The organism is Nocardioides bruguierae (assembly GCF_023554635.1).
GTDB lineage: Bacteria > Actinomycetota > Actinomycetes > Propionibacteriales > Nocardioidaceae > Nocardioides > Nocardioides bruguierae.
In genome coordinates this window covers 67,454-91,023 of sequence record NZ_JAMJPH010000028.1, presented here as the reverse complement: position 1 = coordinate 91,023, position 23,570 = coordinate 67,454, and the positions used below count along the sequence as shown (strand labels likewise).

Here is a 23,570-nt window from a genome sequence, read left to right as displayed (position 1 = left end):
AGACCGTCACCGCTCGTGCTGCGGGCCCATGCACATGGCGCGTTCCTCGAATGCGACGCAATCATCGTGCCCAGCGCACGCGCCGACGGGACCAACGTGGTGATCATTGTCAACGAGCTCGCCGCCGACGCGGCGTTCGGGCGAGTCGAAGTGGAACAGATCTGCTGAGTCGAGGCGGGAGCGTGGGTACCGTGGCCGCCCGGCATCGCGCGAGAATTCCCCCACGTATTCCGCACAGACTCCCGCTACTGGCCGAGTCCAGCCGTTGTGAGCCGGACAGCGCGGACGGAGCCCGGGTGGCGAAACCCGCAGGTCAGAAATGCGTTCACGCCTCTGACCTGCGGAGACGTGGTTGTGGCATCTGCGCCCGGGCTGGATAGAGCAGCCGCCTCCTGAGCGAAAGGTCGTAGGTTCGACTCCTACCTGGGGCACCCGGAGAAATTCCCTCTGTCCTGGGCGGATGGTGTGCGGGTGTGGCGCCTGCGACTCCGGTGACGTGGCTCGATCGGGCTTCTGGCCAAGACTTCCGCACGAACCGATCGTCAACGACGCCACGGCCGCTGGCTCACCAGTCCCCACACGGTCCGAGCGCGCTTGGGTTCCGTCGCGGGCTACATGCCCGAGACGAACGTCCTGCTCGGGCTGGAGGACTTCAGCACCCAGAGCGACCAGCCGCTGATGAAGAACGTCCGCGTGCGGGTCTCTCGCCGTCGTCGACGGAGGGCGAGGGTCCGGGCTGACGTGCAGCCGCGACCGTCCCCGCCCGCCCCGGCTGTCGGCGCGAGCGCTGCCCTATGGTTGTCGGATGAGCGGTTCTTCTCCGGTGACCCGGCGGTTCCCGGGCCAGGACGCCGGTGAGGACGCCGCCGGCACGGGCGCCGACGACGCCGGTCGGCGAGGCCGGGGTTACTCCAAGGGCCGCGCAGCGCGATCGCGGATCCTGCGCGTGGCGACCGAGGTCTTCGCCGAACGGGGCTACCGCGGTGCCTCGCTGGCCGAGATCGCCCGGGCCTCGGAGCTCTCGATGCCCGGCCTGCTGCACCACTTCGCCAACAAGGACCAGCTCTTCGCCGCTGTCCACGAGCACCTCGAGATCGCGGACCAGCGTCTCTTCGACGGGTTCGCGGGCGAGGACCCCAGCGGCTTCGGCGTGCTCGACGCCTTCGTGAGCATGGCCAGGATGAACCTCGATCGGTGGGAGTACGTGCAGTTCACCCACCTCATCGCCGCTGAGTCGGCTCCGGGTGGACACCCGGGGGCCCACACGTCCCGGGAGCACTTCCGGGCCGCTCGCCAGCTCCTGGTCGAGGGGTTCACGCGGAGCCTGGCCCAGGGGGAGATCCGGACGGGCGTCGACCTCGACAGGCTCGCCGTGGAGGTCGTCGCCATGGTGGAGGGGCTCCAGAACCAGTGGTTGCAGGAGCCCGAGGCCATCGCCTACGCCGAGCACTTCGCCACCTGGGTGGAGGACCTGAAGGCCTCGCTGCGTCCGTGACGCCGGCCGCCGTCGGTCGGTGTCGCACGACCGGCGCTGATGTCGCGCGCGTTGCGTTCCTGTTACGAGTCCTGTCATCTCTTCAAAACCGACAGACCTATCGGTAGTTTTTGGCGCACCGCCTCTCCGGCGGCCCGATCTCTCCCGAAGTGAGCACCTATGCGTACCTCTCGCCTCCACCTGGCCGCGGCGGTCGTGACCGCCCTCGGCCTCGGCGCCTCGCTGACCGGTTGCTCGAACGGCTCGACGGCGTCGTCGAGCTCCTCGAGCACCCTCACCCTCGGCTCCCAGGTCGACGTGACCTCGTGGGACCCGGCCGCCATCGGCGCAGGCCACTACCTGCAGTACATGCAGCCGGTCTACGACTCGCTGCTGCAGCTGGACGAGAACGGCGACGTGGTCGCGGACCTCGCCACCGACTACAGCTGGGACAAGTCGCGTACCCATCTGACCCTCGAGCTGCGCGACGACGTGACGTTCACCGACGGCACCGCGTTCGACGCGGACGCCGTGGTGGCGAACATCGAGGCCATGAAGAACGGCTCGGGCGCCGCGTCCGGCTCGCTCGCGTCCGTCACCGATGCCACAGCCGACGACGCGGACACGGTGACGCTGAACCTCTCCGAGCCCGACCCCGGCCTCGTGCAGAGCCTCACTGACAACGGTGGGTACATGGCGAGCCCGGCCGCGATCAGCGACGGCTCCCTGGACACCGAGCCCGTCGGCACGGGCCCGTACATGTTCGACGCCGGCTCCTCGACCACCGGCAGCGAGTACCACTTCGTCCGCAACACGGACTACTGGGACTCCGACGCCTACCCCTACGACGAGGTCGTCATCCAGCCGCTGACCGACGACAGCGCCCGCCTCGCGGCCCTGCAGTCGGGCGCCGTCGACGCCGCGTCCGGCCTGGCCCAGTGGGTCGAGCAGGCGGAGGCGAGCGACCTGGTCGTCCAGCAGAACGTCGTCGACTGGAACGGCCTGTTCCTCGACGACCGCGACGGCACGATCAACCCCGCGCTCGGGGACGTCCGCGTGCGCCGTGCGATCAACTACGCCTTCGACCGCGAGGCCATCCTCGAGAAGTACCAGCTCGGCTACGGCAGCGTCAGCACCCAGGTGTTCAACCCGGGGTCGGAGGCCTACGACGAGTCGCTCAACGACTACTACGACTACGACCCGGAGAAGGCCCAGCAGCTCCTCGCCGAGGCCGGGTACCCGGACGGGTTCACCCTCACCCTGCCGTCCTCGGACTGGACGTCGTCGTTCGACGCGGTGGTGCAGCAGCAGCTCGGCGACATCGGCATCACAGTGGAGTACGAGAGCATGCCCACCACCAACGTGCTCTCGCGGCTGCCCGACTTCGCGGCGCACAAGTTCAGCTGGTCCATGTTCGCCGACCCGTGGGGCGTCGTGCGGGACCTGGTCCTGCCCGATGGTGCTGCGAACTACCAGCACAGCACCGACAAGACCGTCGAGTCCCTGGTGGCCGAGATCCGCACCGCCTCCGAAGACGAGCGGGCCGACCTCTACCAGCAGCTCAACAAGCACCTGGTGGAGCAGGCCTGGTTCGCGCCCTGGTACGCCACCGACGTCATCTACATCCACTCCGACGCGGTCGAGGTGACCCAGCTGCCCGGCAACATCGTGCCGCCGCTGAGCCTCTACGCCCCCGCCTCCTGACCCGTCACGGGGGAGGGCGTCCGGTCGGGCGCCCTCCCCCGGGAGGACCACCCATGCTCCTGTTCCTCACGCGCAAGGTCGGCGCGGCGCTCTCCCTGGTCGTCGTCGTCGCCTCGATCACCTTCTTCATGCTCTACGCCTCCGGCTCCGACCCGGTCGCCAACCTCCTCGGCCAGTCGGCCACCGCCGCGCAGATCGAGACGCGCCGCGCCGAGCTCGGCCTGGACCGGCCGGTGCTGACGCAGTTCCTCGAGTGGTGGGGCCACCTGCTCCGGGGCGACCTCGGCACCTCGTGGACGAACCGGCAGCCGGTCATGGCGACGCTGCTGACCCGCGTCCCGGTCACCCTGAGCCTGGCCGTGGCCGCCACCGTGGTGTCGGCCGTCGTCGGCACGGCCCTGGGCACGCTGGCCGCCCGCTTCCGCGGCGTCGTCGACGTCGTCCTGCAGCTCGTGGTCGTCGTCGGGTTCGCGCTGCCGGCCTTCTGGTTCGCCGTGCTGCTCTCCCAGACCTTCGCTATCCGGCTCGGCTGGTTCCCTGCGGTGGGGTACACGCCCCTGGTGGAGTCCCCGACCGCGTGGCTCTCGAGCATCACCCTGCCCGTCGTGGCGCTGGCCGCCGGCGTGACCGCCTCCATCGCCCAGCAGGTCCGCAACTCCGTCATCGAGGTGGAGCGGCGCGACTTCGTCCGAGCCCTCCGCAGCCGCGGGATCGGGCCCGGCCGCATCCTGGTGGCCCACACGCTGCGCAACGCGGCCCCGGCGGCTCTCACGGTGCTCTCGCTGCAGTTCATCGGCCTGCTCGGTGGGGCGATCATCATCGAGAACATCTACGCGCTGCCGGGCATCGGTGCCCTGGCCATCTCCGCCACCAACGTCGGCGACGTCCCGGTCGTCATGGGCATCGTGCTCGTGACCGTGGTCATCGTCGTCGTCGTCAACCTGGTCCTGGACCTGCTCCAGGGCCTCCTCAACCCGAAGGCGAGGACGCGATGACCGGATCGACTGCCGCCCCCGTCCGCACCCCCTCGGACCACGTCGTGCGGCGCGCCCTGCGCAACCCGACCGTCGTGGTCTCCGGCCTGGTGCTCCTCCTCGTCGTGGCGGCCGCGGTGCTCGCGCCGCTCCTGGCGCCCCACAGCCCCACCGAGGCGGTCCTGGACGACGTCCTGGCGCCGCCCAGTGCCGACCACCCGCTGGGCGGCGACAGTGCCGGCCGCGACGTGCTCTCCCGGCTGCTCTGGGGCGCCCGCACCAGCCTGCTCGCCGGCCTCATCGCCATCGTCACCGCTGTCGTCGTCGGTGTGCCCGCCGGGCTCGTCGCCGGGTACCGCTCAGGTCGCTTCGACGCGGTGGCCGGCTGGGTCGCGAGCGTCCTCCTGGCCGTCCCGGGCATCGTGGCGCTGCTCGTGGTCGTCTCCGCGTTCGGCACCGCGATGCCGCCCTCGATGATCGCTCTCGGCGTGCTGCTCTCGCCTTCGTTCTTCCGCTTGACGCGCTCGACCGTCGTCAACGTCCGGGCGGAGCTCTACGTGGACGCCGCCCGGGTGGCCGGCATCAGCCCGGTCAGCATCGTGTTCCGCCACATCCTGTCCGTGGTCGCGACCCCGATCATCATCCAGGCGTCCCTGAGCGCCGGCGTCGCGATCATCGTCCAGGCAGGTCTCGCCTTCCTCGGGATCGGTGACTCGCTCGCACCCAGCTGGGGCGCGATGGTCAACGACGCCTACCGCAGCAACATCGAGGCCCCGCTCCTCACCCTGTGGCCGGGCCTTGCCATCGGCATCACCGTGGCTGCCCTCGCCCTTCTCGGCAGCGGTCTCAGCGACGTGGTCAACCGCACCGACGCGGTCCAGAGCCCCCGTCGCTCCCGACGGCTCGCCGCCGAGGCCGCCGCCGAGGTCGCGGCTGCGCCGAAGGTCGAGGCTCGGACCTCCGAGGGGGCCACGCTCGTGGTCGAGGACCTGCACGTGCAGTACAGCCGCCAGGACGGGACCCGCGCCGAGGTGGTCAAGGGCGTCTCCTTCCACGTCGACCGCGGCGAGTGCCTCGGCATCGTGGGCGAGTCCGGCTCCGGGAAGTCCCAGACGGCGTTCTCCGTCCTGGGCCTGCTCCCGCCGGAGGCGATCCGGGTCGCCGGTGCGATCCGCCTCCGGGAGCTGGACCTGCTCTCGCTGGGCGAGCGCTCCCTCAACCGCATCCGCTCCTCCCGGCTGGCCTACGTGCCCCAGGACCCGATGAGCAACCTCGACCCCGCCTACACGGTCGGTGCGCAGATGGTGGAGACCATCCGCGCGCACGAGCGACTGAGCCGGCGTGCTGCCGCCGAGCGTGCGCGGGCGCTGCTCGAGCGCGTCCTCATCGTCGATCCCGACAAGGCCCTGGGCTCCTACCCGCACGAGATCTCCGGTGGCATGGCGCAGCGTGTCCTGATCGCCATGGCGATCTCCTGCTCGCCGGACGTCCTGATCGCCGACGAGCCGACGACCGCCCTGGACGTCACGGTGCAGCAGGAGGTGCTCGACCTCCTCCGCGAGCTGCAGCGCGACCTCGACCTCGCCCTGGTGATCGTCACGCACAACCTGGGTGTCGTCGCCGACATCTGCGACCGGGTCGCGGTGATGAAGGACGGGCGCCTCGTGGAGACCCGCGACGTGTTCGACCTGTTCGCCGCGCCGGAGCACCCCTACACCCGCGAGCTGCTGGGCTCCACGCTCAGCAACGTGGCACCCCGGACCCGCATCGGCCAGGGGTCGCCCTCGACCGCCACGACGGAGGCCTGACATGCCCGTGACCACGAAGGCACCCCTGCTCGAGGTGCACGAGCTGCGGGTCGAGTACCCGCGCGCAGGGTTCCGCCGAGGCTCGTTCGTCGCGATCGACTCGATGAGCGTGCGCGTGCCCGCCGGCACCACGCTGGGCGTGGTGGGGGAGTCGGGGTCGGGCAAGTCGACGCTCGGTCGCGCGATCCTCGGGCTGGCGCCGATCACGCACGGCGGCGTCATCTTCGACGGCCGGGAGATCACCCACGCCGACGCGCGCACCCGACGGGCGCTGAGCGCGGACCTCCAGGTCGTCTTCCAGGACCCGTACTCCTCGCTCAACCCCGCCATGACGATCGAGGCGATCCTCGCGGAGCCGCTCGTGGCAGCGGGGACGAGCCGGGCCGCCGCCCGGGCCCGGCTCACCGAGCTCCTGGACATCGTGGGCCTGCCGGCCGACAGCCTCGCCCGACTGCCCCGCGAGTTCTCCGGTGGCCAGCGCCAGCGCATCGCCATCGCCCGCGCGATGGCGCGCGAGCCGAAGCTGGTCGTCTGCGACGAGGCCGTGAGTGCCCTCGACCTCTCCACCCAGGCGCGGGTGCTCGACCTGCTGCTCGACATCCAGGCGCAGACCGGCGTCGCCTACCTGTTCATCACCCACGACCTGGACGTCGTCCGTCACGTCAGCGACGAGGTCGTGGTCGTCAATCGCGGCGCGATCGTCGAGCGCGGCCCGGCGGCCGACGTCGTCACGAACCCCACCGACCCCTACACCCGGCGCCTCGTGGAGGCGTCGCCGATCGCGGACCCGGTCGCGCAGCGTGCGCGCCGAGCAGCCCGCCACCCCGCCTGAAACGGAGCACCATGTACACCATCGCCATCCTCACCCAGCGCAAGGCCGGTCTCAGCCGCGAGGAGTTCCTCGAGCACTACCGCACCACCCACTTCGCGCTCAGCTCCTCGCTGCCCGGTCTCGTCTCCTACCAGCAGCACGCCGCCGCCCACGGCGCCGACGCCTGGACCGACCCGGAGAGCGACACCGAGTTCGACGCGCTGTCGGTCTACACCTTCGAGTCGGTCGAGGCCGGGCGGGCCGCCTTCGCCGGCCCCGAGGGGCAGGCCGTGGACGCCGACACCGGCACCTTCATCGACTGGGACTCCGTCCGGTTCTTCCCCGGCCAGCAGATCCAGCGGTTCGACCGATGAGCGCCCCGCAGCAGACCCTGCGCCTGCTGTGGCCCCAGTGGCAGGGCGCGTCCCTGCCGGTCGTGGCCGAGCTGCTGCCCGAGGTGCCGATCGAGGCTGCCCGCACCGGCTACGCCGTCGGGACCGCCGTCCTCCAGGCCGTCCTCCCCTCCCACCCGGGCACCACCGCCCGCGTGCCGGTGGAGCCCACGGTTACAGACGAGGTCACCGTCGTCGACGGCGTGGAGTCCAAGGACGTCGTCCTGCGGCAGCTCAGCGCCGGGCTGGCCACGATCGGCGAGCACGACCCCGCGCGCATCCTCACGCTCGGTGGCGACTGCTCCGTCAGCGTGGCGCCGTTCGCCTCCCTGGCCGCCCGCTACGGCGACGACCTCGCACTCGTCTGGATCGACGCCCATCCCGACGTCGGCCTGCCCGGCAGCGAGAACGCCGGCCATCACGCGATGGCCGTCTCCCTGCTCACCGGGCACGGAGACCCGGACCTCCTGGCCGCCCTGCCCGGTCGCCTCGACCCCTCCCGCGTCGCCCTGGCCGGGCTGCACTCGTGGGACGAGGGCGACATCGGCAACGTCTCCGCATGGGGCATCACCTCGTTCTCCCCGCAGGACCTGCGCGACGGCGCCGGGGAGCTCGTGGCCTGGCTGCGGAGCACCGGCTGCTCCCGGGTCGCCGTGCACCTCGACGTCGACGTCGTCGACAGCGACGAGGTGGTCCTCGGTCTCGGCATGGAGCCCGGCGGCATGCGCATCGACGAGGTGCGCGCGCTGCTGGCCGCCCTCGACGACGCGGCCGACGTCGTCGGTTTGACCGTCGCCGAGTTCATCCCCCGCCAGGTGCTGTTCCTGCAACGCCTGCTCGACGGCGCGCCGCTGACGCGCTGATGCCCTTCCAACCTGATCAAGGAACCAGAACCGTGTCTTTCCGACCCCTGCCCCAGCTCTCCACCCCGCCCGGCTTCCTCTGGGGCGCCGCCACGGCTGCCCACCAGGTCGAGGGCAACAACGTCGCCAGTGACTGGTGGGGCCTGGAGCACTCCGGCTCGCCTGTCATCACCGAGCCCAGCGGCGACGCCGCCGACCACTTCTCCCGTTGGCCCGAGGACCTCGACATCCTGGCCGGCCTGGGGCTGAACGCCTACCGGTTCAGCCTCGAGTGGTCGCGCATCGAGCCCGAGCCGGGAGCGATCTCGGCAGCGGCGCTGGACCACTACCGTCGCATGGTCGCCGGCTGCGTCGAGCGCGGGCTGAGCCCGGTCGTCACGCTCCAGCACGTCACCATGCCGGCCTGGTTCCGGCGTGCCGGTGGCTGGCAGTCGGACGGGGCGGCGGAGCGGTTCGCCGGCTTCGCCGAGACCGTGCTGCCGGTGCTCAACGAGGGCGCGGAGTGGGTGGCGACGATCAACGAGCCGAGCCTCCAGCCCCTCATGAGCGCGCTGCACCGCGGCGACCCCGCAGCCCTGAACGCCTGGCACGGCGGCCCCATGCCCCTGGCCACGCCGGAGGAGGTGGACGCGCTCGTCACCGCCCACCGCGCAGCCCGCGACGTCGTGCGGTCGGGCACGCAGGCCAAGGCCGGCTGGACCGTGGTGGTCCACGACATGCAGTACGGACCCGAGGGCGAGGTGCACGCCAAGGAGTGGTTCGAGGCGAACGAGGCCCCCTACCTGCGCGCCAGCGCCGAGGACGACTTCATCGGGGTCCAGAACTACACGCGCTCGCGCTTCGACGCCGACGGCGAGGTCCTCCCCGGGCCGGACGACCGGATGACGGGCATCTGGGAGTACTACCCCGAGGCCCTCGGCAACGCCGTCCGGTTCACCCGGTCCGTCGTGGGCGACGTGCCGATCCTCATCACCGAGAACGGGCTCCCGACCGACGACGACGCGGAGCGGGTCGAGTTCATCGACCGGGCGCTGCGCTCGCTGGACGGGGCCATCTCCGACGGCGCCGACGTGCGTGGCTACATCCACTGGTCGGCCATCGACAACTTCGAGTGGGCCCTGGGCTACGCGCCTCGCTTCGGGCTCATCAGCGTCGACCCCCGGACCTTCGAGCGGACGGTCAAGCCGAGCGCCCGGTGGTACGGCGAGCTCGCCCGCCGGCAGTCGTTCGCGGGAGTCTGAGACCCCACCCCGACGGGTTCCCGGCGACCGCGATCAGGCCGCTGGGAACCGCGGCGTCCGGGGAGACACCGAGCACCCGCCGGACACACAATGTCAGCCATGGAATCCGAGCGCTTCGCCGCCGCTGAGGAGTGGGAGGACTTCGTCAGCCGCAGTTTCTACGCGCTGGCCATGGAGTCCGCGGTCGACCGGTTCACCGCTGTCGCGCGCTTGGCGGCGCTGAGCCGTGGAGTCCGGCTCTCGGAGGTCGCCACGAGCGCTCCCACGAGCCTGCGCCGGACCGCCTCGCTGGTACGCAGCAACCCGTCCGAGGACCTGCTGTTCCTCATCCAGCTCGCGGGCCGGTCGCGGCTCGAGCAGGCCGGCACCCAGCTGGTGCTGGGCGCGGGGGAGGCGACGTTCTGTGATCCGAGCGTGCCTTACACGATCGAGACGAGCGGGCACCAGGTCGTGGCGATGGTGCCGCGGCGCGAGGTGCTGCCGGCGCGCGCGACCTCGGCGGCGGTGCGGTTGCGCCCGCTCAGCCTGGACCTGGCTCCGCTGCGCGTGTTCCGGCTGCTCGCGGAGGAGATGATCTCCACCCCGGGTGGTGAGCGAGACCTGGAGACGGGGTCGGTGGCCGGTGCCGCCACCGAGCTGCTGCGCAGCGCTGCACGCGCCGCCGTGGGAGACGACGCCGGCGCGCGCTCGCTGTCGCGCGAGCACCAGCTGAGCTCGGTCAAGGACTACCTCGTGACGCGCCTCATGGACCCTGGGCTCCGACTCGAGCAGGTCGCGGCGGACAACGCGATGTCGCTGCGTCAGCTGACGGCGGTCTTTGCGCCCGAGGACTCTCCGGCCGCCTACATCCGGCGCGAGCGGCTGCGACGGGCCCACCGAGACCTCACCGACCCCGGGTTCGCGGCCGTGCCCGTCGCGGCGGTCGCGGCGCGGTGGGGCTTCGCGGACGCCAGCACCTTCGGCAGGGCCTTCCGCCGTGAGTACGGGTGCTCCCCGCAGGCGGCGCGCGCGGAAGCGGGTTCGTCCCGCTGACGTCCCGCCCTCGACGTTCTCGGCGGTCGCGTCGACGTTTCCGGCACCAGCCGTGAACGTCTCGTTCCAACCATCCTCCTGGCGCTCGATGCCCTTCCTCGGTCGCCACGACCTGGGGTTGAGTGCGGCGACCGCACGAACCCAGCCCGGAGAGGTCCCCATGTCCAGCAGCCATCAGCACGGCGCCGTCGAGGCCCGTTCCTTCGACCACGTCCCCGAGTCCGAGCGTGGCGGTTCCGTCCGCGGGCAGGCGAAGTTCTGGTTCATGGTCAACGCCACCTTGATCACGGCCTACACCGGCGCTGTCGGTCCCCTGTTCGGCATGGGCCTGCCCGCGACCGTGCTCGCCATCGTCGTCGGCACGCTGTTCGGCACGCTCTTCCAGGCCTTCCACGGAGCCCAGGGCCCGCACATGGGGCTCCCGCAGATGATCCAGAGCCGGGTGCAGTTCGGCTCGCGCGGCGCGATCCTGCCGATCGCGGTCGCCGCCGTCGTCCCGATCGGGTTCGCCGTCTTCTACCTGCAGACCGGTGGCGGCGCCGCGGCCAGCGTGCTGCCCGGCACGTTCGAGGCATGGCAGCTGGGGCTCGGCATCCTCGCCGGGGTGCTGGCCATCGTGGGCTACCGGCTGATCCTGGCGGCCGAGGGCGTCATCGCCTACGTGATGCTGGCGAACCTCGTGGCCCTCACCGTCGCCGCGGTCTCGGTGCTGCCGCTGGGCGACCTGGTGGCCGACGGCTCGTGGAGCGCTGTGGGCTTCCTGGCTCAGCTCGGCGCCTCGGCCGGCTACCAGATCGCGATCGCACCGATCGTCTCGGACTACACGCGCTACCTGCCCTCGTCGACGCGGAGCGCGGCGGTCTCGGCGGCCGTCTTCGTCGGGACGGTCTGCTCGGCCCTGTGGATCGAGGTCCTCGGCGCGGCTGTCTCCTTGAGCTACCCCGACCTCGACGTCGTCGTCGCGATCGGGACCATGGGCGATGCGTGGGGGTTCGGCCTCGGCACGGTGACCATGGTGGTCGCCGCGATCGTCTGCCTCGTGACCGCCGCCGTGTCCGTCTACTCCGGCACCGTCTCGCTCCTCAGCGGGGCCGAGGCCTTCAAGGCCTTCGCCTCGACCCCCGCCCTTCGCGCCTGGACGATCAGCATCGCGACCGTGCTGGTCATCGCCGCGGCCCTCGCACTGCCCGGTGACGTGCTGCTGTCCTTCTCCACCTTCCTGCTGCTCCTGGGCTACCTGCTGATCCCGTGGACCGCAGTGAACCTGACCGACTACTACCTGGTGCGGCGAGGCGTCTACTCGGTCTCCGACATCCTGCGCACCGACGGCGGCATCTACGGCCGCTGGGGAGTGCGGGGCATGGCCAGCTACGGGCTCGGCGTGCTGTGCATGGTCCCGTTCGTCTCCACCACCCTCTACACGGGGCCGGTGGCGGCGAGCCTGGGCGGCGCCGACATCGCGTTCGCCGTCGGCCTGGTGGTCTCAGGCACTTGCTACGCGCTGCTCATGCGCTCGGTCGACCTGGCCTCCGAGCGGGCGCACGTGAGCGCGGCCGAGATCGCCACCGGGCGCCTGGGACGGACCTCTCGTCCTTCCGACAGCGCCGGCCTGGCCGAGGGGAGTCCCGCGTGAGCACCCAGCCTCCCTCCTCGCTCTCCCGGGACGAGGCGACGCTGCGCCTGGTCTGGCCCCAGTGGCAGGGCGGCGGCCTGGCCTCGGTCACCGCGTTCTTCCCCGAGCAGCCGGTGGACCGAGCCAGGCGTGGCTACGCAGTCGGGGCCGCCGTCCTCGAGGCCGTGCTCCCCGAGCACGCCGGACCGACCGCGCACGTCCCCGTCGACATGAGCGACGCAGGCCTGGAGCTCGTGGACGGGATCGAGGCGAAGGACGCCGTCGTGACGGGTCTGGGCTCGGCGCTGAGGACGCTCGCCCAGCACCCCGACGCGAGCAGGGTCCTGACGCTCGGTGGGGAGTGCTCGGTCAGCGTCGCCCCGTTCTCGGTGCTGGCGGACCGGTACGCGGACGACCTCGCCGTCGTGTGGATCGACTCCCACCCCGATGTCGGGACGCCCTCCAGCGAGTACCCCGGCTACCACGCGATGGCGGTGGCCGCGCTGACCGGTCACGGCGACCCGGACCTCGTCGGTCAGCTCCCAGCTGTCCTGCCAGGCTGCCGAGTGGCGCTGGCCGGCCTGCACTCGTGGACAGATGACGACATCGGCAACGCCGCTGAGTGGGGCATCAGCACCTTCGCGCCCGGCGACCTGCGCGCCTCTTCGGACCCGTTGCTGGCGTGGCTCGCCGGGACCGGGTGCAGCAAGGTCGCCATCCACCTCGACGTCGACGTGGTCGACAGCGAGGAAGCCGTGCTCGGCCTGGGCATCGAGCCCCACGGGCTCACCACCACCCAGGTCCAGCGGGTCGTCGCCGACATCGCCGCACGGCATGACGTGGTCGGGCTGACCATCGCCGAGTTCATCCCGCGGCAGGTCATGCAGCTGCAGGACCTGGTGGACGGCATGCCTCTCGTGTGAGTGCCTGGCGCCGGGGGCCTGTCCCCGCAGGCGTCCAACCTCTCAGAAGACGTGGTGTCGCGCGTCCCTGGGGAAGTGCAGCCCCGCGACGCCGCCGATGCCGGGCGCGTCGTCCGCCGTGGTCCCGCACCCCGCCACTCGCGGTAGCGGCCGACCCCCACGCACCGTCTCCGCGCCCGCCTGGCTGGACAGAGCACCGCCTCCTGAGCGAGAGGTCGTCAGTTCGACTCCTGCCTGGGGCGCCGTAGATCTCTGAGGAGGGACGAAGCCCGGGAACCGACAGGTTCGCCGGGTCTCGCTATGTCGTTGGTTGCTCCGTGGGTGCCGGTCCGGGCGGTCTGGCGACGGGTGGCTGGCGATGGGGCGGCTGGCGACGAGCAGGCCCGCTGGGGCGGAGGGCGCGAGTCTGTCGGCAGGGTGGAACTCTTCATCGGTCGGTTTCACAGGTGCGCCCTTGGCGGTCTCACAGGACGCTCCCGGGTCCCCTGCCGACGGTCGAGGCATGACGCACGACCACCCCGCCCACTCCACCCCCCACGAGACCGTCCGCGCCCTGCGCGAGGAGGTCGAGCAGGGGTCCGGCGAGCGCGACGCCTTCGGCCACCGCCTCCACACCCGCGGGTCGAAGATCCATCTCCAGCGCCGAGCCTTCATGAACCGCCTGTTCGCGACCACGGGTGCGGTGGCCTTCGCCGGGATGCTGGCCGCGTGCTCCGACGACGGCAGCACGACGTCGTCCGACTCCGCCTCGGGTGCCCCGAGCGGCGCCCCGACCGACGGGGGCGGCCCTGGCGGTGACGGTGGCGCTCCCGGCGGGATGAGCGACGGCATCACCGACGAGTTCGTCGGCCTCACCACTGACGGCACCGTGATCGAGGACCTCTACTCCATCGATTCCACCGGCGTCAGCACGGACGCCGTGGTGGCCGCCGCGTCCGCCTGGCTGGCGAGCCTGTCGAGCGACCAGCAGGACGAGGTCACGTTCGACATCGACCCCGACGACTACACCGAGGACGAGTTCCGCATGTGGAGCAACGTCGACGGCTACCAGCGCCAGGGCCTGAGCCTGGAGGACATGACGGACGAGCAGAAGTCGCTGGCCATGGCGATCCTCGAGGCGGGCATGAGTGCCGTCGGGCTGAGCAACTCCGACACGATCATCAAGCTCAACCAGTACGCCGGCGAGCTGATCGACAACACCGACCAGTTCAACGAGGGCCTGTACTGGTTCACGATCATGGGCACGCCGTCGTCCACCGACCCCTGGGGCTGGCAGATCGACGGCCACCACCTGGTGGTCAACTACTTCGTGCTCGGCGACCAGGTCGTCATGACCCCGACCTTCATGGGGTCCGAGCCGATGCAGGCCAACTTCGGCACCGACTCCGAGTACGAGGGCCTCTCCCTCTTCGACGCCGAGTTCACCGCCGCCATCGCGATGGTCAACGCCCTGGACTCCGACCAGCAGAAGGTCGCGATCATCTCCTCGGACAAGACCGGGGACGACATCAAGGCGGTCGCGTTCGCCGACAACTCCGAGGTGGCCTACGAGGGCCTGGTCGCCACCGCGCTCGACGACGACCAGCTCGAGAAGCTGTGGACGCTGACGAACCTGTTCGTCGGCAACGTCGACGACGGCCACGCCGAGATCAAGATGGAGCAGGTCAAGGACCACGTCGACGAGACGTACTTCTGCTGGATCGGCGGGACCGACGACGACTCGGTCTTCTACTTCCGCATCCAGAGTCCGGTCATCTACATCGAGTTCGACTGCGAGACCCCCGGTCCGGTCGGCCAGGGCTGGGGTGCCGACAACGAGGTGTCGCGCCAGCACGTCCACTCGATCACCCGCACGCCCAACGGCAACGACTACGGCAAGGCGCTGCTCGCGCTGCACCTGGCGCTCGACCACTGACGGGTGGTCCCGCGGGCGGTCGAGCACCGCACCCGGGGTCACACGTCCTCGGGCGCGTCGACCTGCAACGACCTCAGGTGACGCCGAGGGGCGTGCTGCGGCCGGAGAGCTCGCAGCACGCACCTCTGTCGTCAGCCGGCCGGTATCCCCCCGACCCCCGGGTTACGAGGGGCGGGCTGGTGAAACCTGCGCTTTACGGGCTCGGATCGACAACGTGTTCCAACAGAAACCATTCGGAAACAGTCCGCGCACAGGGTTGTAGCCATGACACGGCCCCTCTACGACGCCCACCGGCACATCGGTGAGCTGCCCGCCTTCGGGTTCTACGGCGGGCCGCCGATCAAGCCCGACACGACGGCGCGAGCCACCGTCGCGGACTTCATCGCCGGGCTGGACGCCGAGGGCATCGATCGCACGCTCGTCCTGCCGAACTACGGGGTCCCGATCCCCGACGCGACCTTCGACCTGAACCCGCTCGCGATCGAGGCGGCCCAGAAGGACGACCGCGTGCGCTGCGGCCTGTGGGTGAGTCCCAAGGCCTCCGACCGCGACCGGAACACCGGGTCGCTCGAGCTCGCCGGGGAGGACGGGGTCCGGGCGCTCAAGACCAGCTTCCTGCTCGGGGGCAGCCCCAGCGACCCCGACTGCGCCGATGAGCTGGACCGGATCTTCACCACCGCTGCCGAGCACGACCTCGTCGTCCACGTCCACACCAGCCCCGGTGCCGCCAGCGACGTCGACCAGGTCGGTCGGCTCGTCGAGCGCTACGGCGACGACACGAAGATCCACCTCGTCCACCTGGGCGGAGGGATGAGTGGCCACCTCAAGCTCATCGGCGGCCGGCTCTTCGACTGGATCGAGGCCGGCAAGCAGGTCTACACCGACACCTCCTGGTCCATCGGCTTCGCCCCGTCCTGGCTCGTCGCCGAGATCGAACGGCGCGGCGTCGGGCACGACCGCATCCTCTTCGCCACCGACATGCCCTGGGGCGACGTCGAGGGCGAGTACCACCGTCTCCACGCGGCCACGGGTGACGGCGCCCTCGCCGACGCCTTCTTCCACGAGAACTTCGCCGCGCTCTACGACTGAGCGCCGCGTCGAGCACCACCAGCACACCTCAGCAGCACCCGCACCGACATCTCGCCCACCTCACCCAGCACAGGAGCACAGCGATGCCGACGTTCGACGACGAGATCATGGCCAACATCCAGAAGTCGATCTCCGAGGTCCCCCACCCCTCGCAGGCCAAGGGGACCAACCTCTACGGCAGCACCAAGATCTTCCCCGACTACCAGGCCGAGGACGGCGAGTCCTACTTCACCCTCGTGCACGGCATCCCGCACGAGTCCTCGGTCAGCTTCGTGGCCGTCCTCCAGGCCACCCGCGCGCTGCGCAAGGGCTACGAGTCCGCCATCTACTTCTACGGTCCCGGCGCCCTGGCCTGCATGGACACCCGCGGGTTCCCCACGACCGGTGACGCGGCCTTCCCCGGCAACCAGAACCTCAACGATTCCATCAAGACGTTCATCGGCGAGGGCGGCACCGTCTTCTGCTGCCGCTTCGGCATGGCGCTGCACGGCTGCCGCGAGGAGGACCTGATCGAGGGCGTGATCCCCGCGCACCCCCTCGACGTCCAGGACGCCGTCATCCACTACGCCCGCAAGGGCGCCATCATCAACAGCACGTACAACCTCTGAGTCGGGCGACCAGGTAGCGCGATGACCGAGCCGACCCCCGCCAGCACGCCGACCACGACCCCCCGTGCAGCGTCCACCCGTGTGGACGTCGCGATCCAGGGGATCCGCCTCCTCGACGCCCCCGTCTCCCGCCGCGCGGGAGCCGGGCCCAGCGACGACGGGCACGTCCTGCTCGAGGGGGTCGGCGCGGCCGTCCCGCTGAACCCACGCAGTCCGTACTCGGTCCGCGGCGGGCGGCTCCTGCTCGACGGCGCCGACACCGGCATGGGCGTGGAGTCCGTGGCCCGACCCCGCTTCTACGACCTCGTCACCGAGGACGGGGTCCCGTACGAGAAGATCGCCCGGCTGCACTCCGACCGGGTCCTCGCCACCACGGTCGTGCAGACCTGCGTCCGCTACGACGAGTCGGAGCGTTGCCGCTTCTGCGCCATCGAGGAGTCACTGCGCAACGACAGCACCGTCGCGGTGAAGACCCCGGCGCAGCTGGCCGAGGTCGCGAGGGCCGCCGTCGAGCTCGACGGCGTCACCCAGATGGTGATGACGACGGGCACCAGCAACGGGCGTGACCGTGGAGCCACGCACCTGGCGCGCTGCGTCCGCGCCGTCCGCGAGGCCTGCCCCGACCTCCCCATCCAGGTCCAGTGCGAGCCTCCCGGCGACCTGCGCACCATCACCGACCTCTACGAGGCCGGCGCGCGCTCGATCGGGATCCACGTGGAGTCGCTGGACGACGACGTCCGACGCCGCGTCATGCCCGGCAAGGGCTCGGTGCCGATGAGCGAGTACCGCGACGCCTGGGCCGAGGCCGTCCGCGTCTTCGGCTGGAACCAGGTCTCCACGTACCTGATCGTCGGCCTCGGCGAGGACCCCGACGAGCTCGTCGCGGGGGCGGAGGAGCTCATCGCGATGGGCGTCTACCCGTTCGTCGTGCCGTTCCGTCCGATCGCGGGCACGCTCGCGGTCGAGGTGGACGGCACCACCCCGCCGCCGCACGAGGTCACCTACGACGTCACCCGCCGGGTCGCGGCCGCCCTGCACCGGGCCGGCATGTCCGGTGCCGACCAGGCCGCCGGCTGCGCCTCCTGCGGGGCCTGCTCGGCGCTCGGCTCGGCCCAGTCGGGCCTCGGCGCAGCGACCCAGCGCCCCTGCGGAGTCTCGGCATGAGCGAGCTGCTGGCGCACGAGGTCGTGCTCACCGGCGCGCCGCGGCACACGCGGCACGTCGACGCCGAGGCGTACGTGGTCGTCCCGGCCGAGACCCTCGCGGACCTCGAGGCGTACCGGCGGCTGCGACGGGACGCGTTCGTCCACGAGCAGGGGCTCTTCGTCGGCAGCGACGCCGACGAGGTGGACGAGGACCCCCGCACCCGCGTCCTGGTGGCCCGCACCGGCGAGGGCGAGGTCCTCGGAGGCGTGCGCCTGCACCCCTCGACCCACCCCGCCTGCGGAGGCCGCGACCTGGGGTGGTGGAGCGGCTCGCGCCTCGTGGTCGCCCCGGACGCCCGGCTGCACCTCGGCGTGGGCGCCGCCCTCGTGCGAGCCGCGTGCGCCACGGCCGAGGAGGCCGGCGCCCTGCGCTTCGACGCCGTCGTCCAGGCCCAGAACGCCGTGCTCTTCCGGCGGCTCGGCTGGACCGTGCTCGGCGAGACCGAGCTGCTCGGCCACCCCCACGTGCGGGTGGACTGGCCCATCGGCCGGGTCCAGCGGCTCGTCGAGGCCACCAAGACCAGCCTCGCCGACCTGCTGCAGGGGCTGGCGGGCGGCCCGGCCGGGCTCGGCGGTGCGGGCTTCGTCGGCGACGACGCCTCCCCGGTGCCCGGTGCCGACCTGGTCGCCGCGTGCGACGCGATCCTGCCCGCCATGGTCGAGCGGGACCCGGAGTGGGCCGGGTGGTGCGCCGTGCTCGTCAACGTCAACGACGTCGCCGCGATGGGCGCCCTGCCGGTCGGCCTCCTCGACGCCGTCGGGGCACGTGACGCCTCCTTCGCCCGCCGGGTGCTGCGGGGACTCACCGACGCCGCCTCGGCGTTCGGCGTCCCCGTCCTCGGCGGACACACCCAGCTCGGCGTGCCGGGTGCGCTGTCCGTGACGGCGCTGGGTCGCCCGCACCCCTCCCTGCCCGGACCCGTGCCGGGCGGGGGCGGCAGCCCGGGGCACCGCCTTCGTGTCACCGCCGACCTCTCGGGCGGGTGGCGGCCGGGCTACACCGGGCGCCAGTGGGACTCCTCCTCGCACCGCAGCGCCGCCGAGCTGCGCTCCCTCCTGGACGTCGTCCCGGCGTTGGCCCCCACTGCTGCCAAGGACGTCAGCATGGCCGGCCTCGTCGGGACGACCGGGATGCTCGCGGAGGCCAGCGGCTGCCGCGCCGTCCTGGACGTGGCGGACGTCCCGACCCCGGACGGGGCGTCCGTCGGCGACTGGCTCACCTGCTTCCCCGGCTTCGCCATGGTCACGGCCGAGGAGCCGGCCCGGGGTGAGCACACCGCGCACGGCGTCCTGCCGGACGTCGTCACCACCAGCACCTGCGGCGACCTCGTCGCCGGCGCGGGCGTCGGCCTGCGCTGGCCCGACGGGGTGATCACCGAGGCGGTCCACACCGCCGTCACCGGACTAGGAGCAGCATGAACAGCCCCACGCCGCCGTCGCGACCGACGGCCGTCGCCGCCGTCGCCGAGAGCTTCGGACGCGACGTCGACGCCAACATCGCCCGGATCGGCGAGCTCGTGGCTCAGGCTCGCGCCCGCGGCGTCCGGCTCCTCGCCCTGCCCGAGGCCGCCCTCGGCGGGTACCTCTCCGTGCTCGGTGCCGGCCGGGACGGGGCGCACGACGAGCGCCCCGACTCGATCCCGCCCGTGATGGACGTCGACGGCCCCGAGCTGCGGCGCGTCGCCGAGATCGCCCGCGAGATGACGGTCGTCGTCGGACTGTGCGAGGGCGACGCCGGCAAGCGGTACAACTCGGCCGCCGTCGTCTCCGGTGACGGCGTGCACGGCGTCTACCGCAAGATCCACCAGCCGCTGGGGGAGAACCTCTACTACGCCCCCGGGGACACCCTGCAGGCGCTGGACACGCCGGCCGGACGCCTCGGGGTCCTGATCTGCTACGACAAGGCCTTCCCGGAGGCGGCTCGTGCGCTGGCCGTGGACGGCGCCGAGACCATCGCCTGCATCTCCGCGTGGCCGGCCTCGCGCACGGCCACGGCCGGGGACCTCGACGAGGACCGGTGGAAGAAGCGCTTCGACATCTTCGACGCCGCCCGTGCCCTGGAGAACCAGGTCGTCTGGCTCGCCTCGAACCAGTCCGGGACCTTCGGCAAGCTGCGCTTCGTCGCCAGCGCCAAGGTCGTCGGCCCCGGTGGCGACACCCTGGCCGGCACGGGCACCGCCGCCGGGATGGCGGTCGCCGACCTGGACGTGGCCGCCGCGCTGGAGACGGCACGCCGGTCGATGTTCCACCTGCGCGACCGCCGTCCCGACCTGTATCCCCGCGAGGTCGTGGAATGCAGCTATGCCTGAGATGACGTTCTCGGTGCGGTGGCCGGACGGACGGGTCGAGGACTGCTACTCCCCGTCCCTGGTCATGCACGACCACCTGACGGCGGGCGCCACCTACACCGTCGGCGACCTCGTGGCCAGGTCGACCGAGGCGCTGGCCATCGCGAGCGACCGGGTGCGGGCGAAGTTCGGCTTCGCCTGCACCTCCGCCGCCGCCACCACCGAGCAGCTGCACCGCTCGGCCTCCGCCTTCCGCAGCGAGGACCTCGTCGAGGTCGTCCGCATGTGGCCCCCACTTCCGCAGGAGCACGCATGAGCACCTCACCCGACCCCGCACGGACCCGCCACGTCGACGTCGCCGTCGTCGGCGGTGGGCAGGCAGGCCTGGCGACGAGCTGGTTCCTCACCCGTGACGGCGTCGACCACGTCGTCCTCGAGGCCGAGACGTTCACGCACGAGTGGGCGGACACCCGCTGGGACGCCTTCACCCTGGTCACCCCGAACTGGCACTGCCGAATGCCCGGCTACCCGTACGCGGGCGACGACCCGGACGGGTTCATGACCCGGGACGAGGTCGTGGCCTGGCTCGCCGGGTACCCGGCGACCTTCGGCCCGCCCCTGGTCGAGCACACCCGGGTCACCTCCCTGACCCCGCGTGCCGGAGGCGGCTACTCGCTGGAGACCTCAGGCCCGGACGGCGCCCTCACCTGGCTCGTCGAGCAGGTCGTCGTCGCCACCGGTGGGTACCACCTGCCGGTCGTGCCCGCGTGGGCTCCGGCCCTCGACCCGACGGTGACCCAGCTGCACTCGGCCGAGTACAAGAACCCCGACCAGCTGCCCGAGGGAGGGGTGCTCGTGGTCGGGACCGGTCAGTCGGGCACGCAGATCGCCGAGGACCTGCACCTGGCGGGCCGCCAGGTCCACCTCGCCCTGGGGGACGCGCCCCGCGTGGCCCGCACCTACCGCGGCCGCGACTGCATGACGTGGCTGGCTGACATGGGCCTCTACGACACCGCGGTTGCCCAGTACCCCGGTGGTCTGGCCGCTCGGGAGAAGACCAACCACTACGTGACGGGCCGCGACGGCGGACGGGACATCGACCTGCGTGCCTTCGCCCGCGAGGGGATGCAGCTCTACGGCAAGCTCACCGGGCTCGCCGACGCCGGTGGGTCGAGCCTGCGCTTCGACCCGACGCTGCGGCGGGCGCTCGACCACGCGGACTCGGTCTACAACTCCATCTGCGGTGACATCGACCGGTGGATCGACACGCACGGCATCGACGCTGCGCCGGCCTCGCGCTACGAGCCCGTCTGGGAGCCGGCCGAGGAGCCGACGTCCCTGGACCTCGCTGCCGCGGGCGTGACCAGCGTGGTGTGGTCCATCGGCTACCGGCCCGACTACAGCTGGGTGCGGGTCGGCGTCTTCGACGGCACCGGGCGGCCCACGCACGCGCGCGGCGTCACCGCAGCGCCCGGCCTGTACTTCCTGGGCCTGCCGTGGCTGCACACGTGGGGCTCCGGGCGCTTCCTCGGCATCTCCACGGACGCCGAACACGTGGCCGCCGCAGTGACGGACTCCCTCGGCTCCGCTCGTACCAGCCCGGCCATGGACGTGGCGGTCGTCGGGTGACCTCGCGTTCCGGTGCACCGGACGACACCCGTCGCCGCTAGGTTGGGCGAGATGAGCACGCAGCGGATCGGCGCGGTCGCGGCCCACTTCGGGCGCGACCTCGACCGCGCGCTCGCGAAGCTCGAGGGCATCATCAACGACGCGCGGAGCCAGGGGGTCGGGCTCCTGGTCCTGCCGGACGCCACGCTCGGCGGCTACCTCTCCGACCTGCGTCGTCCCGACCCGATGGCGCTGCCGCCCGGGCTGGCCGAGGACTCCTTCGAGATCCGCCGGATCGCCGCCATGGCCGGTCCGATGGTGGTCTGCCTCGGGTACTCCGAGGAGGTCGTGGAGGACGGGCGCGCGCTGCTCCACAACTCGGCGGTCTGCGTCACCGGCGACGGAGTGCTGGGGAGGCACCGCAAGGTGCACCAGCCTGCCGGCGAGTCGCTGGTCTACACGGCCGGGGACTCCTTCGCCGCCTTCGACACCCCCGTGGGTCGGCTGGGGATGCTCATCGACTACGACAAGACCTTCCCCGAGGCCGCACGCGCCCTGGCGTTGGACGGCGCCACCACCCTGGCCTGCCTGTCGGCCTGGCCCGCCTCGGTGACGGACCGTGCGTCGCGCCTGCCCCAGGACCGTCAGTCGCGCCTGTTCGATCTCTACGACCAGGCCCGGGCGGCGGAGAACCAGGTCGTCTGGGTCTCCTCCAACCAGACCGGCGTCATGGGTGGTCTGCGGTTCCTCGGCCAGGCGAAGATCGTCGGGCCGGGCGGTGAGATCCTGGCGCGCACCACGTCCAAGGGCGGCCTCGCCGTCGCCGAGCTCGACGTCGAGGCGGAGGTCGCACGCTCGCGGCGGATACTGCACCACCTCACCGAGCTCCACCCGCCGGCGTACACCCGCTGATGCGCGTCGCACTGCTCACGTACTCCACGCGTCCGCGCGGGGGAGTGGTCCACACCCTGCACCTCGCCGAGTCCCTGGCCGAGGTCGGCGTCGACGTGCACGTGTGGACGTTGGGCAGGGGTGGTGACACGACGTTCTTCCGTCCCGTCGACCCCCGGGTCCAGGTGCACGCCGTTCCCTTCCCGGACCCCGACGAGGACGTGGGCGCACGCATCCTCCGCTCGATCGACGTGCTCGCGGAGGCTTTCGCAGCGGGGCCGGGCTACGACGTGGTCCATGCCCAGGACTGCATCTCGGCCAACGCTGCGCTCCGTGTGGGCCGGTGCCTGCGCACCGTGCACCACCTCGACTCCTTCACCACGCCCGCGCTGGTCGCCTGCCACGAGCGGGCGGTGCGTGAGCCCGACGGGCTGGTCTGCGTCTCGGCCGCGGTCGCCGCCGAGGTCGAGGCCGAGTACGGACGGACGCCTGCCGTGATCCCGAACGGCGTCGCGGCTGCTCGCTTCGAGTCCGGTGCGCGGGACGTCGCCGGGCGGGCGCGGTGGCAGGACGTCCTCGGTCGCTACGTGCTCGCCCTGGGCGGCATCGAGCCGCGCAAGGGCAGCCTCGACCTGCTGTCCGCCATGGCGACCCTGCGTGCGCGGCGCTCCGACCTCGCCGACGTCCGACTGGTCTACGCAGGTGGGGAGACGCTGTTCGACTACCGCGACTACCGCGCGCGCTTCGAGGCGCTCTCGGCGGAGGTCGGGGTGGTGCCGGAGATCCTCGGCCCGGTGGACGACGACGTGTTGCCGAGCCTGCTGGCCCAGGCCGAGGTACTGCCGTTCCTCTCCACCAAGGAGGGGTTCGGGCTCGCCGCGCTCGAGGCGCTCGCGGCGGGTACCGCCGTCGTCGCCCGGGACCTCCCGGTGCTGCGAGAGGTGCTGGGCGGCACCGTCACCTACGGGCACGACGTGGAGACGTTCGCCGACGCGCTCGAGAGGGCGCTGGACGCCCCACCGCCCGTCGGGCCGGGGCGGGACCTCGCACGGGGCTACTCCTGGCAGGCCGCGGCGACGGCGCACCTGGACGTGTACCGACGTCTGTCCGACCGGCCACGGTGACGGGGCCG

General features: G+C 71.8%; 22 protein-coding genes. All 22 read left to right on the top strand.

Annotated elements, in window-relative coordinates:
- Nucleotides 1-15: 15 nt before the first annotated feature.
- Complete coding sequence (locus M8316_RS15985; RefSeq protein WP_250056183.1) at nucleotides 16-168, top strand: hypothetical protein; 153 nt, start codon at nucleotides 16-18, stop codon at nucleotides 166-168.
- 637 nt (nucleotides 169-805) lie between these two features.
- Nucleotides 806-1,495, top strand: a complete 690-nt coding sequence (locus M8316_RS15980; RefSeq protein WP_250056182.1) for a TetR/AcrR family transcriptional regulator — start codon at nucleotides 806-808, stop codon at nucleotides 1,493-1,495.
- A 159-nt stretch (nucleotides 1,496-1,654) separates the two neighbouring features.
- The gene (locus M8316_RS15975) at nucleotides 1,655-3,178 is read left to right on the top strand and encodes an ABC transporter substrate-binding protein (protein ID WP_250056181.1); all 1,524 of its coding nucleotides are present in this window, start codon (nucleotides 1,655-1,657) and stop codon (nucleotides 3,176-3,178) included.
- A 53-nt stretch (nucleotides 3,179-3,231) separates the two neighbouring features.
- Complete coding sequence (locus M8316_RS15970; protein WP_250056180.1) at nucleotides 3,232-4,173, top strand: ABC transporter permease; 942 nt, start codon at nucleotides 3,232-3,234, stop codon at nucleotides 4,171-4,173.
- A complete protein-coding gene (locus M8316_RS15965; protein WP_250056179.1) occupies nucleotides 4,170-5,960 on the top strand; it encodes a dipeptide/oligopeptide/nickel ABC transporter permease/ATP-binding protein in 1,791 nt (596 codons plus the stop codon). Before M8316_RS15970 ends, M8316_RS15965 begins: the two co-directional genes overlap by 4 nt.
- Nucleotide 5,961: 1 nt before the next feature.
- Nucleotides 5,962-6,792, top strand: a complete 831-nt coding sequence (locus M8316_RS15960; protein ID WP_250056176.1) for an ATP-binding cassette domain-containing protein — start codon at nucleotides 5,962-5,964, stop codon at nucleotides 6,790-6,792.
- Between the two features lie 11 nt (nucleotides 6,793-6,803).
- Nucleotides 6,804-7,145: an EthD family reductase gene (locus M8316_RS15955; RefSeq protein ID WP_250056175.1), complete on the top strand. Its 342-nt coding sequence runs from the start codon at nucleotides 6,804-6,806 to the stop codon at nucleotides 7,143-7,145.
- Entirely contained in the window at nucleotides 7,142-8,026 is an 885-nt protein-coding gene (locus M8316_RS15950; RefSeq protein ID WP_250056173.1) for an arginase family protein, read from the top strand. The genes M8316_RS15955 and M8316_RS15950 overlap by 4 nt, the downstream gene beginning before the upstream one ends.
- Nucleotides 8,027-8,058: 32 nt before the next feature.
- Entirely contained in the window at nucleotides 8,059-9,267 is a 1,209-nt protein-coding gene (locus M8316_RS15945) for a glycoside hydrolase family 1 protein (protein ID WP_250056170.1), read from the top strand.
- A gap of 99 nt (nucleotides 9,268-9,366) precedes the next feature.
- Nucleotides 9,367-10,299 (top strand): AraC-like ligand-binding domain-containing protein, encoded by a 933-nt coding sequence (locus M8316_RS15940; protein WP_250056168.1) that lies wholly within the window; start codon nucleotides 9,367-9,369, stop codon nucleotides 10,297-10,299.
- A 160-nt stretch (nucleotides 10,300-10,459) separates the two neighbouring features.
- Nucleotides 10,460-11,932, top strand: a complete 1,473-nt coding sequence (locus M8316_RS15935) for a purine-cytosine permease family protein (RefSeq protein WP_250056166.1) — start codon at nucleotides 10,460-10,462, stop codon at nucleotides 11,930-11,932.
- Nucleotides 11,929-12,834, top strand: a complete 906-nt coding sequence (locus M8316_RS15930; RefSeq protein WP_250056164.1) for an arginase family protein — start codon at nucleotides 11,929-11,931, stop codon at nucleotides 12,832-12,834. Before M8316_RS15935 ends, M8316_RS15930 begins: the two co-directional genes overlap by 4 nt.
- Before the next feature lie 502 nt (nucleotides 12,835-13,336).
- Nucleotides 13,337-14,749, top strand: a complete 1,413-nt coding sequence (locus tag M8316_RS15925) for a DUF3500 domain-containing protein (protein ID WP_250056162.1) — start codon at nucleotides 13,337-13,339, stop codon at nucleotides 14,747-14,749.
- A gap of 264 nt (nucleotides 14,750-15,013) precedes the next feature.
- Nucleotides 15,014-15,838, top strand: a complete 825-nt coding sequence (locus M8316_RS15920; RefSeq protein ID WP_250056160.1) for an amidohydrolase family protein — start codon at nucleotides 15,014-15,016, stop codon at nucleotides 15,836-15,838.
- Nucleotides 15,839-15,921: 83 nt separating this feature from the next.
- A complete protein-coding gene (locus tag M8316_RS15915; protein WP_250056158.1) occupies nucleotides 15,922-16,446 on the top strand; it encodes an MSMEG_0572/Sll0783 family nitrogen starvation response protein in 525 nt (174 codons plus the stop codon).
- A 21-nt stretch (nucleotides 16,447-16,467) separates the two neighbouring features.
- Entirely contained in the window at nucleotides 16,468-17,610 is a 1,143-nt protein-coding gene (locus M8316_RS15910; protein WP_250056156.1) for an MSMEG_0568 family radical SAM protein, read from the top strand.
- Nucleotides 17,607-19,070: an MSMEG_0567/sll0787 family protein gene (locus M8316_RS15905; RefSeq protein ID WP_250056154.1), complete on the top strand. Its 1,464-nt coding sequence runs from the start codon at nucleotides 17,607-17,609 to the stop codon at nucleotides 19,068-19,070. The genes M8316_RS15910 and M8316_RS15905 overlap by 4 nt, the downstream gene beginning before the upstream one ends.
- Entirely contained in the window at nucleotides 19,067-19,960 is an 894-nt protein-coding gene (locus tag M8316_RS15900; protein ID WP_250056153.1) for a carbon-nitrogen hydrolase family protein, read from the top strand. The genes M8316_RS15905 and M8316_RS15900 overlap by 4 nt, the downstream gene beginning before the upstream one ends.
- A complete protein-coding gene (locus tag M8316_RS15895) occupies nucleotides 19,953-20,255 on the top strand; it encodes an MSMEG_0570 family nitrogen starvation response protein (protein ID WP_250056151.1) in 303 nt (100 codons plus the stop codon). Before M8316_RS15900 ends, M8316_RS15895 begins: the two co-directional genes overlap by 8 nt.
- Nucleotides 20,252-21,568 (top strand): MSMEG_0569 family flavin-dependent oxidoreductase, encoded by a 1,317-nt coding sequence (locus M8316_RS15890; protein WP_250056149.1) that lies wholly within the window; start codon nucleotides 20,252-20,254, stop codon nucleotides 21,566-21,568. The genes M8316_RS15895 and M8316_RS15890 overlap by 4 nt, the downstream gene beginning before the upstream one ends.
- Before the next feature lie 51 nt (nucleotides 21,569-21,619).
- The gene (locus M8316_RS15885) at nucleotides 21,620-22,459 is read left to right on the top strand and encodes a carbon-nitrogen hydrolase family protein (RefSeq protein WP_250056147.1); all 840 of its coding nucleotides are present in this window, start codon (nucleotides 21,620-21,622) and stop codon (nucleotides 22,457-22,459) included.
- On the top strand, nucleotides 22,459-23,562 hold the full coding sequence (locus M8316_RS15880; RefSeq protein ID WP_250056145.1) for an MSMEG_0565 family glycosyltransferase: 1,104 nt from the start codon (nucleotides 22,459-22,461) through the stop codon (nucleotides 23,560-23,562). Before M8316_RS15885 ends, M8316_RS15880 begins: the two co-directional genes overlap by 1 nt.
- The last annotated feature ends 8 nt before the right edge of the window (nucleotides 23,563-23,570 follow it).

Bases quoted from the DNA above. Each gene is read 5' to 3' on its own strand.
- M8316_RS15980 (WP_250056182.1), top strand. From the start codon at position 806: ATGAGCGGTTCTTCTCCGGTGACCCGGCGGTTCCCGGGCCAGGACGCC.
- M8316_RS15975 (WP_250056181.1), top strand. From the start codon at position 1,655: ATGCGTACCTCTCGCCTCCACCTGGCCGCGGCGGTCGTGACCGCCCTC.
- M8316_RS15970 (WP_250056180.1), top strand. From the start codon at position 3,232: ATGCTCCTGTTCCTCACGCGCAAGGTCGGCGCGGCGCTCTCCCTGGTC.
- M8316_RS15965 (WP_250056179.1), top strand. From the start codon at position 4,170: ATGACCGGATCGACTGCCGCCCCCGTCCGCACCCCCTCGGACCACGTC.
- M8316_RS15960 (WP_250056176.1), top strand. From the start codon at position 5,962: ATGCCCGTGACCACGAAGGCACCCCTGCTCGAGGTGCACGAGCTGCGG.
- M8316_RS15955 (WP_250056175.1), top strand. From the start codon at position 6,804: ATGTACACCATCGCCATCCTCACCCAGCGCAAGGCCGGTCTCAGCCGC.
- M8316_RS15950 (WP_250056173.1), top strand. From the start codon at position 7,142: ATGAGCGCCCCGCAGCAGACCCTGCGCCTGCTGTGGCCCCAGTGGCAG.
- M8316_RS15940 (WP_250056168.1), top strand. From the start codon at position 9,367: ATGGAATCCGAGCGCTTCGCCGCCGCTGAGGAGTGGGAGGACTTCGTC.
- M8316_RS15935 (WP_250056166.1), top strand. From the start codon at position 10,460: ATGTCCAGCAGCCATCAGCACGGCGCCGTCGAGGCCCGTTCCTTCGAC.
- M8316_RS15925 (WP_250056162.1), top strand. From the start codon at position 13,337: ATGACGCACGACCACCCCGCCCACTCCACCCCCCACGAGACCGTCCGC.
- M8316_RS15920 (WP_250056160.1), top strand. From the start codon at position 15,014: ATGACACGGCCCCTCTACGACGCCCACCGGCACATCGGTGAGCTGCCC.
- M8316_RS15915 (WP_250056158.1), top strand. From the start codon at position 15,922: ATGCCGACGTTCGACGACGAGATCATGGCCAACATCCAGAAGTCGATC.
- M8316_RS15910 (WP_250056156.1), top strand. From the start codon at position 16,468: ATGACCGAGCCGACCCCCGCCAGCACGCCGACCACGACCCCCCGTGCA.
- M8316_RS15905 (WP_250056154.1), top strand. From the start codon at position 17,607: ATGAGCGAGCTGCTGGCGCACGAGGTCGTGCTCACCGGCGCGCCGCGG.
- M8316_RS15900 (WP_250056153.1), top strand. From the start codon at position 19,067: ATGAACAGCCCCACGCCGCCGTCGCGACCGACGGCCGTCGCCGCCGTC.
- M8316_RS15895 (WP_250056151.1), top strand. From the start codon at position 19,953: ATGCCTGAGATGACGTTCTCGGTGCGGTGGCCGGACGGACGGGTCGAG.
- M8316_RS15890 (WP_250056149.1), top strand. From the start codon at position 20,252: ATGAGCACCTCACCCGACCCCGCACGGACCCGCCACGTCGACGTCGCC.
- M8316_RS15885 (WP_250056147.1), top strand. From the start codon at position 21,620: ATGAGCACGCAGCGGATCGGCGCGGTCGCGGCCCACTTCGGGCGCGAC.
- M8316_RS15880 (WP_250056145.1), top strand. From the start codon at position 22,459: ATGCGCGTCGCACTGCTCACGTACTCCACGCGTCCGCGCGGGGGAGTG.